This is a genomic window from Actinomadura sp. CNU-125, assembly GCF_001942465.1.
Taxonomy (GTDB): Bacteria; Actinomycetota; Actinomycetes; order Streptosporangiales; family Streptosporangiaceae; genus Spirillospora.
On the sequence record NZ_MKJY01000188.1, the window covers coordinates 1 to 13,267 of the forward strand.

General features: G+C 72.8%; 14 protein-coding genes and 1 pseudogene. 7 read left to right on the top strand and 8 right to left on the bottom strand.

Annotated elements, in window-relative coordinates:
- The 3 genes and pseudogenes from BJF79_RS21725 to hrcA form a co-directional block, all read right to left on the bottom strand.
- Nucleotides 1-490, bottom strand: a 490-nt coding sequence (locus tag BJF79_RS21725; protein WP_143220080.1) for an RsmE family RNA methyltransferase, incomplete at its 3' end; no start/stop codon positions are given.
- Nucleotides 491-585: 95 nt separating this feature from the next.
- A pseudogene (dnaJ, locus tag BJF79_RS21730) lies at nucleotides 586-1,721 on the bottom strand (molecular chaperone DnaJ).
- A 1-nt stretch (nucleotide 1,722) separates the two neighbouring features.
- Nucleotides 1,723-2,736 (bottom strand): heat-inducible transcriptional repressor HrcA, encoded by a 1,014-nt coding sequence (gene hrcA / locus BJF79_RS21735; protein ID WP_075900072.1) that lies wholly within the window; start codon nucleotides 2,734-2,736, stop codon nucleotides 1,723-1,725.
- Between the two features lie 214 nt (nucleotides 2,737-2,950).
- Between hrcA and BJF79_RS21740 the strand changes: the two genes are divergently transcribed.
- Nucleotides 2,951-3,781, top strand: a complete 831-nt coding sequence (locus BJF79_RS21740) for a DUF3097 domain-containing protein (protein WP_075900014.1) — start codon at nucleotides 2,951-2,953, stop codon at nucleotides 3,779-3,781.
- 129 nt (nucleotides 3,782-3,910) lie between these two features.
- Here the strand turns inward: BJF79_RS21740 and hemW are convergent, their stop codons facing one another.
- Together hemW and BJF79_RS21750 are read right to left on the bottom strand one after the other, a co-directional pair.
- On the bottom strand, nucleotides 3,911-5,122 hold the full coding sequence (hemW, locus tag BJF79_RS21745; RefSeq protein ID WP_075900016.1) for a radical SAM family heme chaperone HemW: 1,212 nt from the start codon (nucleotides 5,120-5,122) through the stop codon (nucleotides 3,911-3,913).
- A 30-nt stretch (nucleotides 5,123-5,152) separates the two neighbouring features.
- Entirely contained in the window at nucleotides 5,153-5,593 is a 441-nt protein-coding gene (locus tag BJF79_RS21750; protein WP_075900018.1) for a hypothetical protein, read from the bottom strand.
- A gap of 190 nt (nucleotides 5,594-5,783) precedes the next feature.
- Between BJF79_RS21750 and BJF79_RS21755 the strand changes: the two genes are divergently transcribed.
- Together BJF79_RS21755 and BJF79_RS21760 are read left to right on the top strand one after the other, a co-directional pair.
- Nucleotides 5,784-6,641: a hypothetical protein gene (locus BJF79_RS21755; RefSeq protein WP_143220081.1), complete on the top strand. Its 858-nt coding sequence runs from the start codon at nucleotides 5,784-5,786 to the stop codon at nucleotides 6,639-6,641.
- A gap of 146 nt (nucleotides 6,642-6,787) precedes the next feature.
- Nucleotides 6,788-7,297 (top strand): DUF4870 domain-containing protein, encoded by a 510-nt coding sequence (locus BJF79_RS21760; RefSeq protein ID WP_075900020.1) that lies wholly within the window; start codon nucleotides 6,788-6,790, stop codon nucleotides 7,295-7,297.
- Nucleotides 7,298-7,369: 72 nt separating this feature from the next.
- On the opposite strand, the gene lepA is transcribed toward BJF79_RS21760, so the two are convergent.
- Nucleotides 7,370-9,217, bottom strand: coding sequence for a translation elongation factor 4 (gene lepA, locus BJF79_RS21765; RefSeq protein ID WP_075900022.1), 1,848 nt, complete (start codon nucleotides 9,215-9,217; stop codon nucleotides 7,370-7,372).
- A gap of 251 nt (nucleotides 9,218-9,468) precedes the next feature.
- Here lepA and rpsT point away from each other — a divergent pair, with 251 nt between their 5' ends.
- Nucleotides 9,469-9,738, top strand: coding sequence for a 30S ribosomal protein S20 (gene rpsT / locus BJF79_RS21770; protein ID WP_075900024.1), 270 nt, complete (start codon nucleotides 9,469-9,471; stop codon nucleotides 9,736-9,738).
- A 162-nt stretch (nucleotides 9,739-9,900) separates the two neighbouring features.
- Nucleotides 9,901-10,434 carry an RNA 2'-phosphotransferase gene (locus BJF79_RS21775; RefSeq protein WP_075900026.1) on the top strand — a complete coding sequence of 178 codons (534 nt, stop codon included), beginning with the start codon at nucleotides 9,901-9,903 and terminating at the stop codon, nucleotides 10,432-10,434.
- Here the strand turns inward: BJF79_RS21775 and BJF79_RS21780 are convergent.
- Complete coding sequence (locus tag BJF79_RS21780; protein WP_075900028.1) at nucleotides 10,379-10,912, bottom strand: hypothetical protein; 534 nt, start codon at nucleotides 10,910-10,912, stop codon at nucleotides 10,379-10,381. The genes BJF79_RS21775 and BJF79_RS21780 overlap by 56 nt on opposite strands.
- Nucleotides 10,913-10,981: 69 nt before the next feature.
- Between BJF79_RS21780 and BJF79_RS21785 the strand changes: the two genes are divergently transcribed.
- Together BJF79_RS21785 and BJF79_RS21790 are read left to right on the top strand one after the other, a co-directional pair.
- Entirely contained in the window at nucleotides 10,982-11,899 is a 918-nt protein-coding gene (locus tag BJF79_RS21785) for a LysR family transcriptional regulator (protein ID WP_075900030.1), read from the top strand.
- Nucleotides 11,839-12,255 (top strand): SRPBCC family protein, encoded by a 417-nt coding sequence (locus BJF79_RS21790; RefSeq protein WP_075900032.1) that lies wholly within the window; start codon nucleotides 11,839-11,841, stop codon nucleotides 12,253-12,255. Before BJF79_RS21785 ends, BJF79_RS21790 begins: the two co-directional genes overlap by 61 nt.
- 22 nt (nucleotides 12,256-12,277) lie before the next feature.
- Here BJF79_RS21790 and holA read toward each other — a convergent pair whose 3' ends face one another.
- A complete protein-coding gene (holA, locus tag BJF79_RS21795; protein ID WP_075900034.1) occupies nucleotides 12,278-13,243 on the bottom strand; it encodes a DNA polymerase III subunit delta in 966 nt (321 codons plus the stop codon).
- Nucleotides 13,244-13,267 lie beyond the last annotated feature (24 nt).

Below are 13,267 nucleotides of genomic sequence, written 5' to 3' on the forward strand. Positions count from 1 at the left end.
CGCGAGCCGCCGCGCGACCTCGGCGGTCGACGCGAGCTCGGGCACCGCCGGGCTGGCGGCTGCGCCGCGCCTGCTTGCCCGCCTCCCGGGCCGCGTTCCGCCAGCGGTTCAGCGCCTTCTCGCGGCGGTCGGGACGCCACTGGGTGACGCACCGCGCGGCGGCCCACGGGACGATCTCGTCCACGCCCGCCTCGGTCATCGTCTCCACGGCCAACTCGCCCCGGTCGCCCTTGGGCAGCGCCTGCACGACGACCAGGCGGGGCCGCGGCGGCGGCTCGCGGTGCCGGGCCGTGACGTCCAGCGTGAGGGACGCCTTGTCGGCCGCGGCCACGACGCACTCGGCGAGCAGCCCCTCCCCGTCGGTCAGGTCGACGCGCTCACCGGGCCGCAGCCGCCGGACGGTCGCCGCGTGCCGCCCCTCCGGACCGTCCAGGACGACGCGGTCGCGCTCCAGCGCGGCCGTCCCGGCGAGGAACACCGGTGCGCTCATCGCTCTCCCCCAACGTCACCGGACCCCGGGGACGCGTCCGCGTCCCCGGGGTCCTCGCCGTCACGGCCCTCTCGATAGGCCGTCACCGATTCTCTTCAGTGCTGGTTGAACACGTCCCGCAGGCGGGAGAACATGCCGCGCTGGCCGGGCGCGAACTTGCCGGGGGGACGCTCCTCGCCGCGCAGCTCGCGAGGCGGCGCAGGAGTTCCTCCTGCTCCTCGTCGAGCTTGCCGGGCGTCTCCACGTTCACGTGGATCATCAGGTCGCCGCGTCCGCTCTCGTTGAGGTGCCGCACGCCCCGGTTGTAGAGGGTGATCACCTGGCCGGACTGCGTGCCCGGCTTGATGTCGACCTCCTCGGCCGCGTCGAGCGTCTCGATCGTGACGCTGGTGCCGAGCGCCGCCGCCGTCATCGGGATCTCGACCGTGCAGTGCAGGTCGTCGCCCTCCCGCTCGTAGATCGGGTGGGCCCGCTCCACGATCTCCAGGAACAGGTCGCCGGGCGGGCCGCCGCCCGGGCCGACCTCGCCCTCACCGGCGAGCTGGATGTGGATGCCGTTCTCCACGCCCGCGGGGATCTTGACCTTGACGGTGCGCCGGGTGCGGACCCGTCCGTCCCCGGAGCATTCGGTGCACGGGTTGCGGATCACCGAGCCGAACCCGCCGCACGCCGGGCAGGGCCGGGCCGTCATGACCTGGCCGAGGAACGAGCGCTGCACCTGCTGCACCTCGCCGCGCCCGTGACAGGTGTCGCAGGTGTCGGGGTGGGTGCCGGGCGCGCAGCCCGTCGCCTCGCAGGCCGAGCAGGCGACCGCGGTGTCCACGGTCAGCTCCCGGGTGGTGCCGAACGCGGTCTCCGACAGGTCGAGCTCGACCCGCAGCGTCGCGTTGCGCCCGCGCCGGGCCCGCGACCGGGGGCCGCGCGACGCCGACGTCCCGAAGAACGCGTCCATGATGTCGCTGAACGGGAAGCCCGCGCCGCCGAACCCGCCGGCGCCGCCACCGCCCCCGCCGGGCGCGAACGGGTCCGCGCCCAGGTCGTACATCTCCCGCTTCTTCGGGTCGGAGAGCACCTCGTACGCCTGGGTGATCTCCTTGAACTTCTCCTGGGTCTCCGGGTCCGGGTTGACGTCCGGGTGGAGCTCCCGCGCGAGCCGGCGGTAGGCCTTCTTGACCTCGTCGGCGCTGGCGTCCCGGCGGACCCCCAGGGTCCCGTAGTAGTCGTTGGCCACCTTACGACCCCGCCAGGATCTGTCCCACGTAGCGTGCCACTGCCCGTACCGCTCCCATCGTGCCGGGGTAATCCATGCGTGTAGGCCCGAGCACTCCAAGCCGGGCCAGCGTGAGGTCGCCGACGCCGTAGTCGGCGGCGACGACGGAGGTCGATCGGAACCCCATTTCGGGGTTCTCGGTGCCGATCCGCACCGTAACAGTAGAGGAATCGCCGGACTCGCCGAGCAGCCGCATCAGCACGACCTGTTCCTCCAGCGCGCCCAGCACCTCCCGCAGGCTCTGCGAGAAGTCGACCGCCGCCAGGTTCGCGGCCCCGGCGAAAACGATCTTCTCTTCGTGCCGTTCGACGAGCGTCTCCAGCAGCACCGACAGCACCGCGGCCGCCACCGGCCGCTCGTCCGGGCCGACCTTGTCCGGCAGGTCCGCGACGGCCGTCGGCACCTCGCCGAGCCCGAGCCCGTCCAGGCACGTGTTGAGCAACGCCCGAAGGTGCCCGACCGATTCCGGGGAGATGTCGCCGGGCGCCTCGATGACCCGCTGCTCCACCCGTCCGGTGTCGGTGATCAGGACGAGCAGCAGCCGCCCCTCGGCCACCGGCACCAGCTCCACGTGCCGCACCGCCGACCGCGTCAGCGACGGGTACTGCACCACGGCGACCTGCCGGGTCAGCTGCGCGAGCAGCTTCACGGTCCGGCCGACGACGTCGTCGAGGTCGTAGGCGCCGGACAGGAACGTCTCGATCGCGCGGCGCTCCGCCGGCGACAGCGGCTTGATCGTCGACAGCCGGTCGACGAACAGCCGGTACCCCTTGTCGGTGGGGACGCGGCCCGCGCTCGTGTGCGGCTGCGCGATGTACCCCTGCTCCTCCAGCACCGCCATGTCGTTGCGGATCGTGGCCGGGGACACGCCGAGGTTGTGCCGGTCCGTCAGGGTCTTGGAGCCCACCGGCTCGTTGGTGGACACGAAGTCCTCGACGATGGCGCGCAGGACCGCGAGCTTCCGGTCGTCCAGCACGTTGTCACCTCCCTCGTCCGCCGCCACCGATCCCCCGATCACCCGGTGCCGCCCGGCCCGTGCCGCTGGCACTCCTTACTCCTGAGTGCCAAGTGTACGACCCGTCGGGGCCCTTCTGGAGGGCCCCGGCCACGGACGGCGGCGCGATCCTATCCGGATCGGGCGCCACGCCGAACGACCGGGGACGACGCCGCCGGACGCCTCCGTCCGGTTAATGTGCGGACCCGTGCGGAGTAAGGACTACGGCAACGACGTGCTCTCGGGCGACTGGCGCAGGCCCCGCAAGGGACAGATCGCCGAAATACCGGCCGAACCGGGACTGGTCGCCGAGGATCCCGACAGCGGATTCTGCGGCGCCGTCGTGGCCTGCGACAAGTTCGGCGTCACCCTCGAAGACCGCTTCGGCAAGCGCCGTGTGTTCCCCCTCACGAAGTCCGGCTTCCTGATCGACGGGAAACCGGTCACGCTCGTCCGCCCGGAGGCGGCGGCCGCGCCCGCGTCGCGCCGGTCGGCGTCCGGCTCCATCGCCGTCCAGGGGCTGCGCGCCCGGGTCGCGAAGGAGAGCCGCATCTACGTGGAGGGCGTGCACGACGCGGAACTGGTCGAAAAGATCTGGGGCCACGACCTGCGCGTCGAGGGCGTGGTCGTCGAGTACCTGGAGGGCGTGGACGACCTGCCCGCGATCGTCGAGGAGTTCGCCCCCGGCGAGGACCGCCGCCTCGGCGTCCTCGTCGACCACCTCGTCGAGGGCTCCAAGGAGAGCCGGATCGCCGCGCGGGTGTCGTCCCCGCACGTCCTGGTGACCGGCCACCCGTTCATCGACGTGTGGGAGGCCGTCAAGCCCGCGGCCGTCGGCATCCCCGCCTGGCCCCGCGTGCCGCGCGGCGTCCCGTGGAAGGAGGGCGTCCTGGAAGCCCTCGGCTGGGACGGCACCACGGGCGCCGCGTGGAAACGCATCCTCGGCTCCGTGAACACCTACACCGACCTGGAACCCGCCCTCCTGGGCCGGGTGGAAGAACTGATCGACTTCGTAACCACCCCCTGACCCAACCGAAGGCTCCCCCACCCCGCGCGGAAGCGGACGCCCACCGCGTGCGCCGCAGACCCCACCCCGCGCGGGGGCGGGCGGCCACCCGGGCGGCCGTAGGGCGCTCTGCGCCCGGAGCGACCGTGGTCAGCACAACTCCCGGACGACCGCGTCGGCGAGGAGGCGGCCGCGGCGGGTCAGGACGGCTCGGCCCGCGGCCTGCGGGGCGCGTTCGAGGAGGCCGTCGGCGACGAGGCGGCGGACGGCGTCGTCGTCGTCGAGGAGATCGGTGGGGCAGCCGTCGGCGAGGCGCAGTTCGAGCATGATCCGCTCGATGCGGCGGTCGTCGGCGTCGAGGACCTCCCGGGCGTGCGCGGGAGTGACGCCCTCGGCGAGCCGGGCGGCGTAGGCGGCGGGGTGCTTGACGTTCCACCAGCGGGTCCCGCCGACGTGGCTGTGGGCGCCGGGACCGACGCCCCACCAGTCGGCGCCCGTCCAGTAGAGGAGGTTGTGGCGGCACGCGGCGTCGGGACCGGTGGCCCAGTTCGAGATCTCGTACCAGTGCAGGCCGTGCGCGGAGAGCAGGTCGTCGGCCAGCAGGTACCGGTCGGCCATGGCGTCGTCGTCGGGGGCCGCCAGCTCGCCGCGGCGGACCTGCGCGGCCAGGCGGGTGCCCTCCTCGACGATCAGCGCGTAGGCGGAGACGTGGTCGGGTTCCGATTCGAGGGCCGCCTCCAGGGAGGCCCTCCAGTCGTCGTCCGTTTCGCCTGGGGTGCCGTAGATGAGGTCCAGGTTGATGTGTTCGAAGCCCGCCTTGCGCGTCCAGTCGACGACCTGGGGGACGCGTCCGGGCGTGTGGGTGCGCTCCAGGACGGCCAGGACGTGCTCGCGCGCGCTCTGCATGCCGTACGAGACGCGGGTGAACCCGGCCTCGCGGAGCTTGCCGAGGTAAGCGTCGTCCACCGATTCCGGGTTCGCCTCGGTGGTGATCTCGGCGCCGGGCGCGAGGCCGAACTCGGCGTCGATGGCGGCGAGGACGCGGCCCAGGTCGTCCGGTGCCAGCAGGGTCGGGGTGCCGCCGCCGACGAAGACCGTCTCGACCGGCAGTTCGGCGTCGCCGAGGACGCGCCGCGCCGCCCGTACCTCGGCGACGGCCGTGTCGGCGTAGGAGTCGCGGCTCGCGCCGGGTCCGAGTTCGGTGGCCGTGTAGGTGTTGAAGTCGCAGTAGCCGCACCGGGTCACGCAGAACGGGACGTGCACGTAGAACGCGAAGGGTCGCGTGCCCAGGCCGTCGAGGGCGCCGGACGGCAGGGCGCCGTCGGCCGGTACGGGGTCGCCGTCGGGCAGGGTCGCGGGCATGCTCCCAGTCTGCCGCGCGCGGGCGCGTGGTCAGGCCAGGCGGAGCTTCTCGCGCAGCCAGCCGGGGATGTACGCCTCGGCGCGCGGGAAGCGGTCGAGGTCCTGGGCGTAGGCGGACGGCGGCAGCGGCGGGACGAAGTCGGGTTCGCCGTCGTAGTCGAACTCGGCGCTGAACCGTCCGGACCGTTCGACCCGCAGCCGGGCCGTGAACCACGCGCCCTTCTCCCGCCGGTACATGACGCGGCGCAGTTCGTCCATCTTGCCGACGGCGTGGCCGGGCGGCATGGCGGTGCGGCGATCGCCGTCGGCGTCGACGATCTCGAAGGACGCGCAGTCGATGCCGACGATGGCGCGGAAGTCCAGTCCGAGCCGTTCCCAGCCGGCGGGGGCCGCCGACCGCAGCGCGCGGACGGCGCCGTTCACCGTGTCCCGCTCCCTCGGGGAACGCAGAACCTGCTCGGAGTGGGCCACCCTCGAACCTCCGCTACCGGTCGCGGCCACTGCCCTCCGACCGTACCGACATCCGCGCCCGGGAAGAACGCCCGTCCGCGTGTCGCGCGCGAACACCGGAACGGCACGTGGACGATCTCGGACGAGCCGGGCACGATCGCGGGGCGGGGACCGCCGCGCCCCGGATAGGGTCGTCGGATGCGCATCGAGGGTGGGACCGGACGGCCGCCCGCGCGGGTGCTGCTGCGCGGCGGCGGACGGCTGGCACTGCGTCGTCGTGGACGACGCGGGCGGCGAGCGCCGCACGGAGCTGTCCGCGTCCGGGACGCGCTGGAACTCGGGCGCGCGGAACGATCCGGAACCCGTGTGGTGGCGGCAGCGGCTCGCGGAGACCGCGGGCGGGCTGCGCGGGCTGATCGCCGAGGCGCTGACGGACGCGACGTTCGGCGAGTTCGGCGCCGAGGCCGCGATCAGCTGGTTCGCCGTCGACGACCCGGTCGACTGGGAGGGGCTCGTCACCCTCGGGGAGCCGGACCCGGCGCGGTTCCCCGGCCGGGTGCCGCCGTTCGTCGTCACGCTGGAGCCGGGCCGCGGCGCGGTGCTGCCGGACGCCCACCTGCTGTTCTCCACCCGGGCCGCGGACGCCTGGGCCACTCTCGACGCCGTCGCGGAGCTGTACGGGGCGCCGGCGCCGCGGGACGCGTTCGTGTGCGGCTTCGCCGGGCACCGCAGCGTGCGGGTGGGGCGCGGTTCGCTGGCGCTGTCGACCGAGGAGGGCGCGGACGGCGTCGAGCGGCTCGCCGAGATCGTCGGGACCCGCGGGGCCGGCTGGGGCGGCAACCCGGAGCTGCGGCTGCGGCTGGACGGCGTCGACCTGCTCGACGACCCCGCCGCCGATGTCGTCACGCTCTTCCGTGATCTCGGCCACGACGTCGTCGAGCGGGGCCGGACGGCCCGGATCCCCGCGATGGGCCTCAACCTTCACGAACCGGACCGGCCCGGGCCGCGGACCGGCCGTTTCACGACGGTCGCGCTGCAGTTCCCGTCCGCGCCCGACGCCGTCCGCTGACGGACGCCGGCGCCGTCCGCGCGCGGTGTCCGCGTCTCCGGGCGTAATTCCGGAACCGGGGCGAACTTCGCAGGCGTCCGAAGAGTCGTAGAGTTCACCAACACAACCACGGACGGCGAAGGCGCGACGTCGGAGAGGAGCCCGCCATGGCCTACGGGCCTCCCCCCTCGCAGGGCCAGGGACAGCCCGGGCAGGCACCCTGGCAGCAGCCCGGCAACAACTGGCAGCAGGGCACGCAACAGCCGCCGGGCGCACCGCCGCCCGGCCCGCGACCGTATCCCGGGCAGCCGCCGCGGACGCGGCCGCTGCCGGGCCACTACGGACCGGTCGGCGACGACGAGCGGACCTGGTCGCTGATGGCCTACGTCGGGCAGTTCCTCCTCGGCGCGATCGCGCCCGCGATCGTCTACCTGGGCAAGCCGCGCTCGGCGTTCGCCCGGCGGCACGCCGCGCAGGGCCTCAACATGGGCCTGGCCGCGCTCGCCGTCTGGATCGTCGGCGGGCTGCTGTCGATGGCCGTCGGGGTGCTCATCTGGGTGCCGCTGGCCTTCACCGCGGTCGTGATGTTCTTCCTGGTGTACGCGGGACGGGCCGCCAACCGCGGGGAGTTCCGGCGCGTGCCGTCCGTGGTCGCCTGGCCGCTGATCAGGAAGTAGGTCCGGAGCGGTTCTCGGCCCCGCGCGGAGCCATGTGCTCCAGGCGGGGCCGAACCCGTTTCGGGACTTGCGCTACTTCTTGCTCTTGTCGGTGGATTCGCCCCCGCCGCCGGTGGACAGCGCGGCGACGAACGCCTCCTGCGGAACGTCCACCCGCCCGATGGTCTTCATCCGCTTCTTGCCTTCCTTCTGCTTCTCCAGCAGCTTGCGCTTGCGGGAGATGTCGCCGCCGTAGCACTTGGCGAGGACGTCCTTGCGGATGGCGCGGATGTTCTCCCGGGCGATGATGCGGGCGCCGACCGCGGCCTGGATCGGCACCTCGTACTGCTGCCGCGGGATGAGTTCCTTGAGCTTCGCGGTCATCATCAGCCCGTACTCGCGGGACTTGTCGCGGTGGACGATCTGGCTGAAGGCGTCCACCGACTCGCCCTGCAGCAGGATGTCGACCTTCACCAGGTCGGATTCGCGCTCGTCGGTGGGCTCGTAGTCCAGCGACGCGTACCCGCGGGTCCGCGTCTTCAGCTGGTCGTAGAAGTCGAAGATGATCTCGGCGAGCGGCAGCGTGTAGCGGATCTCGACCCGCTCGGGCGACAGGTAGTCCATGCCGAGCAGCTCGCCGCGCCGCCCCTGGCACAGCTCCATGATCGCGCCGATGTGCTCGGACGGCGACAGCAGCGTCGCCTTCACGATCGGCTCGTACACCGCCCCGACCTTGCCCTCGGGGAACTCGCTCGGGTTGGTGACGGTGAACTCGGTGCCGTCCTCCATCACCGCCCGGTACACGACGTTCGGCGCGGTCGAGATCAGCGACAGGCCGAACTCGCGCTCCAGGCGTTCCCGGACGATCTCCATGTGCAGGAGCCCGAGGAAGCCGCAGCGGAACCCGAACCCGAGGGCCGCCGACGTCTCCGGCTCGTACACCAGCGCGGCGTCGTTCAGCCGCAGCTTGTCGAGGGCGTCCCGCAGGTCGGGGTACTGGTCGCCGTCCACCGGATACAGCCCGGAGAACACCATGGGCTTGGGGTCCTGGTAGCCGCCGAGCGCCTCGGGCGCCGACCGCGTCGCGGTCGTCACCGTGTCGCCGACGCGCGCCTGCCGGACGTCCTTCACCCCGGTGATCAGGTAGCCGACCTCGCCGACGCCGAGCCCGCCGACCGGCTTCGGCTCGGGCGCGATCACGCCGACCTCGAGGGTCTCGTGCGCGGCGCCCGTCGACATCATCAGGCTCTTCTCGCGGCGGGACAGGTGCCCGTCCATGATCCGGACGTAGGTGACGACGCCGCGGTAGGTGTCGTACACCGAGTCGAAGATCAGCGCGCGGGCCGGGCCGTCGGGGTCGCCGACCGGGGCCGGGACCGTCTCGACGATCCGGTCCAGCAGCTCGGCGACGCCCTCGCCCGTCTTGCCCGACACGCGCAGGACGTCCGACGGGTCGCAGCCGATGATGCCCGCGATCTCCTCGGCGTACTTGTCGGGCTGCGCCGCGGGCAGGTCGATCTTGTTGAGCACCGGGATGATGTGCAGATCGGCCTCGATCGCCAGGTACAGGTTCGCGAGCGTCTGCGCCTCGATGCCCTGCGCCGCGTCCACCAGCAGGAGCGCGCCCTCGCACGCCGCGAGCGACCGCGACACCTCGTAGGAGAAGTCGACGTGCCCCGGGGTGTCGATCAGGTTCAGGACGTAGTCGACGCCGTCGCGCGTCCACGGCAGCCGGACCGCCTGGCTCTTGATCGTGATGCCGCGCTCGCGCTCGATGTCCATCCGGTCGAGGTACTGGGCGCGCATCTGGCGCTCCTCGACGACGCCGGTCAACTGCAGCATCCGGTCCGCGAGCGTCGACTTTCCATGGTCGATGTGCGCGATGATGCAGAAGTTGCGGATGATCGCGGGATCGGTCTTGTTGGGCTCAGGCGCTGCCACCGGGGTCCGTTCGCAAACTCACTGGGGTGTGGACATGGGTTCTGTGCTTCCCATGGTCCCATGCCGGGCGCAATGCTCGGTGCACGGCCCGGTTTGGGACGGGGTCCGGTGATTGCTAAGATGTGCGACTGCGTGTGGCGTACCGTCGTGCCCCGGGGGCACCGACACCGACCGCCCCCGTTGGACATTCGTCAGAGCCTGCAGAGCGCGCAGGCGAGGAACTAACGCGAAGCGAACCGAGGCACTACGACGTGGCTAACATCAAGTCCCAGATCAAGCGCAACAAGCAGAACGAGAAGGCTCGCCTGCGCAACAAGGCCGTCAAGTCGGAGCTGAAGACGGCGATCCGCAAGTTCCGCGAGGCCGCCGAAGCCGGCAACGTCGCGGACGCCGTGGCCGCGCAGCGCAGCGCCGCCCAGAAGCTGGACAAGGCCGTCAGCAAGGGCGTCATCCACAAGAACCAGGCCGCGAACCGCAAGTCGGCCATCGCCAAGCGCGCCGCCGCCCTGCAGGTCAAGTAAGGCCCGCACGCGTCCGGGGCCGGCCCGCACGGGCCGCCCCGAAGCATGTCCGGAGCCGGAACGGCCTGCGGAAGCGCGCGGGGCCGGAACGGCCGGAGCCGGGACGGCCGGAGCCGGAACGGCCTGCGGAGGCGCGCGGCGCCGCGCACGAGGAGCGGGACGATGGACGAACGCCGCGCCGTGCGGATCTCGAAGTACCTCGCCCGTCACCTGCGGCACCGTCCCGACCGGATCGGCCTCGTCCTCGACCGGGAGGGCTGGGCCGACGTCGACGAACTCCTCGCGGCCGCCGAACGGCACGGCTTCCCCGTCACCCGCGCCGAACTCGAACACGTCGTCGCGTCCGACGGCAAGGGCCGCTACGCCCTCCACGGGAACCGGATCCGCGCCGTCCAGGGCCACTCGGTCCCCGTCGAACTGAACCTGCCGGTCGTTCCCCCGCCGGAACTGCTGTACCACGGGACGACCGGACGGTCCGTCGCCGCGATCAGGCGCGAGGGTCTGCGGCCGATGGGCCGCCACGCCGTCCACCTGTCCCCCGACCGCGAGACCGCCCTGCGGGTGGGCGCGCGCCGCGGCGTCCCCGTCGTGCTGGTCGTACGGGCCGGACGGATGGCCGCCGACGGGCACGAGTTCCGCGTCACCTCGAACGGCGTGTGGCTGACGGCGTCCGTCCCGCCCGGATATCTGCGCTGATCACGCCCGCGTCCGTCCAGGCGGGCACGTGGCGCACCCACCCGGGCACCGCGTCCCGCTGCGGGCCGAACAGGTACAGGTGCGGGACGGTCCCGCGGAGCGCCCGGTGCACGTCGAGCCGGTCGTCGATCATGTGCGTGATCCCGAGTTCCGCGCAGTGCCCGGCTTTCTCCTGCCGTTTCCTGCAGAAACGCACGTTGCCTCGCGGGAGCCCCGTCCGGCGGTAGAAGTCGTGGTGGTCGAGCCAGGCGAGCGTCCGCGCCCGCACCCGATCGCCCGCCTTGGAGATGATCCAGGCCCGCCCGTCGACGAGGCCGATCAGGTCCGGGAGGACGTCGAACGCGCCGTCCGTCGCCGGGGAGGCCAGCGCCTGCTCCAGCGAGCCGCCGAGGAACGCCGTGTCCGCGCTCCCCGGCGCCAGCGCGCCGCCCTGGATCACCCTGCCGAAGTCGATGCCGAGCCGAGTTTCGATGTTCATGCTTCGACGATCCGGCACTCAAGGCTTCAGCAGAACTATTGATCGGACGGGCAGCTATAGTTCACGGCTATGGACCTGAGTCGGCTGTCCACCGACGCGCTCGCCTCCTTCGCCGTCTTCGCGGACCACCTCAATTTCACCCGGGCCGCCGAAGAACTGCACATCTCCCAGCCCGCCCTGCACGTCAAAGTGCAGAAACTCGCCGACACGCTCGGCCGTCCCCTCTACACCCGGCACGGGCGCCGCCTGGCGCTCACCCCCGCCGGCGAGGCCGCCGCCCGCTTCGCCCGCGACCTCGACGCCCGCGTCGCGTCCTTCCTCGCGGACCTGCACGGCGTCTCGTCCCGCGTCCCCACGCTGGCCGCCGGGGAGGGCGCCTACCTGTACCTGCTGGGCGGCGTCGTCCGTCCCGGCATCAAGCTGATCAACGGGGACCGACCCCGCACCCTCGCCGCCGTCCGCACCGGACGCGCCGACGTGGGCGTCGCCGTCCTCGACGTCCTGCCCGCCGACCTCACGACCACCGTCCTCGCCACGTACCCGCAGGTCCTGGTCATGCCGGAGGGCCACCCGCTCGCCGACGCCCCCGCCCTCACGCTCGCGGACCTCACCGGCGCCGCGCTGATCGTCCCGCCTCCCGCGGGCCCGCACCGCGTAGCGCTCGAACGCGCGCTGCGCGCCGCGGGCGTCCCCTGGTCGGTCGCCGTCGAGGCCGAAGGATGGCCGCTGATGCTGCACTTCGTCGCCCTCGGCGTCGGCCTCGCCGTCGTCAACGGCTGCGTCGCCCCTTCCCCCGGCCTGGTCGCCCGCGAGATCATCGACCTCCCCGCCGTCCCCTACCACGCCCTGCACCTGCCGTCCCGCGCCGACGACCCGCTGGTCACCGACCTGCTGTCGGCCGTCCGCGCCGAACTACGGAGTCACCGATGCGCTTCGAGATCACCGTCGACGTCGCCGCGCCGCCCGAACGGGTCTGGAGCATCCTGACCGACGTCGAACGCCTCCCCGACCTCACCCCTTCGATGGAACACGTCGAACTGCTCGACGGGCCCCTGCGGCGATCCGCCCGCGCCCGCGTCCGGCAACCGCGCCTGGCCCCCGCCGTCTGGACGGTCACCGAGTTCACCGAACACGAGTCGTTCACCTGGGAGTCGCGGACGGCGGGCGTGACGACGACGGGCGGGCACCTCGTCCGTCCCGCCCCGGGCGGCGCGACGCTGCGGCTGACGCTCGTCCAGGTGGGCCCGCTCGCCCCGCTGCTCGGCCTGCTCCTCGGCCGCCGCGCCCGCGCCTACGTCACGATGGAGGCGAACGGGGTGAAGAAGGCCGCGGAATCGGCGTAGCGGCCCGCGGGCTCGGCCCGGGTCAGCCGCGCGCGGCGACGATCTGCGCGACCGTCTTCTCCAGCGCGTACGCGGGGTCGGCGGCGGCGCCCTTGACGGCCGCGTCCGCCTCGGCCACGACCGTCATCGCGCGCGCCACACCGTCCGCCGACCACGCCCGCAACTGCTTCTGCACACGTTCGATCTTCCAGGGCGGCATGCCCAGGTCCTTGGCGAGGGCCGGGCCCCGCGCGCCCCGCGGCGCGCCGCCGACCTTGGCGAGCCCCCGGACGCCCTGTGCGAGCGCGCTGACGATCAGTACCGGCGGCACGCCCGTCGCGAGCGCCCACCGCAACTGCTCCAGGGCGTCGGCCAGCTGCCCCTCGATGGCCTTGTCCGCGACCGTGAACCCGCTGACCTCGGCCCGTCCCCGGTAGTACCGGGCCACCGCGGCGTCGTCGATCTTCCCGCCGGTGTCGGAGACGAGCTGACTGCACGCGGCCGCCAGCTCCCGGAGGTCGTTCCCCACTGCGTCGATCAGTCCGCGCGCGCCGTCCGCCGAGATCTTGCCGCCCGCGTTGCGGATCTCCGCCCGAACGAAATCGACCCGTTCGCCCACCTTGGTGACTTTCGGGGCCGCGATCTTTCGCGCCTTGAGCTTCGTCAGCCCGTCCACCAGCGCCTTGCCCTTGGCACCGCCCGGATGCAGGGCCACGAGCACCACGTCGTCGGCCGGGGTCTTGGCGTACTTCAGCACCTCGGCGGTCAGATCCTTGCCGAGGTCCTGCGCCGAGCGGATGACGAGGACCTTCCCGCCGCCGAACAGCGACGGCGAGGTCAGCTCCGCGATCCGGCCGGGCTCCAGTCCCCCGGGCGCGAGGTCGATCACCTCGGCGTCCGGGTCCCCCGCCCGCACGGACGCGACGACTTCGCCGACCGCGCGCTCGGCCAGCAGTTCTTCGTCACCGACGATCAGGATGATGGGCTCTACCGACACACCAAGCAGCATGCCACGCCCGGCCGCGCCTTGAGC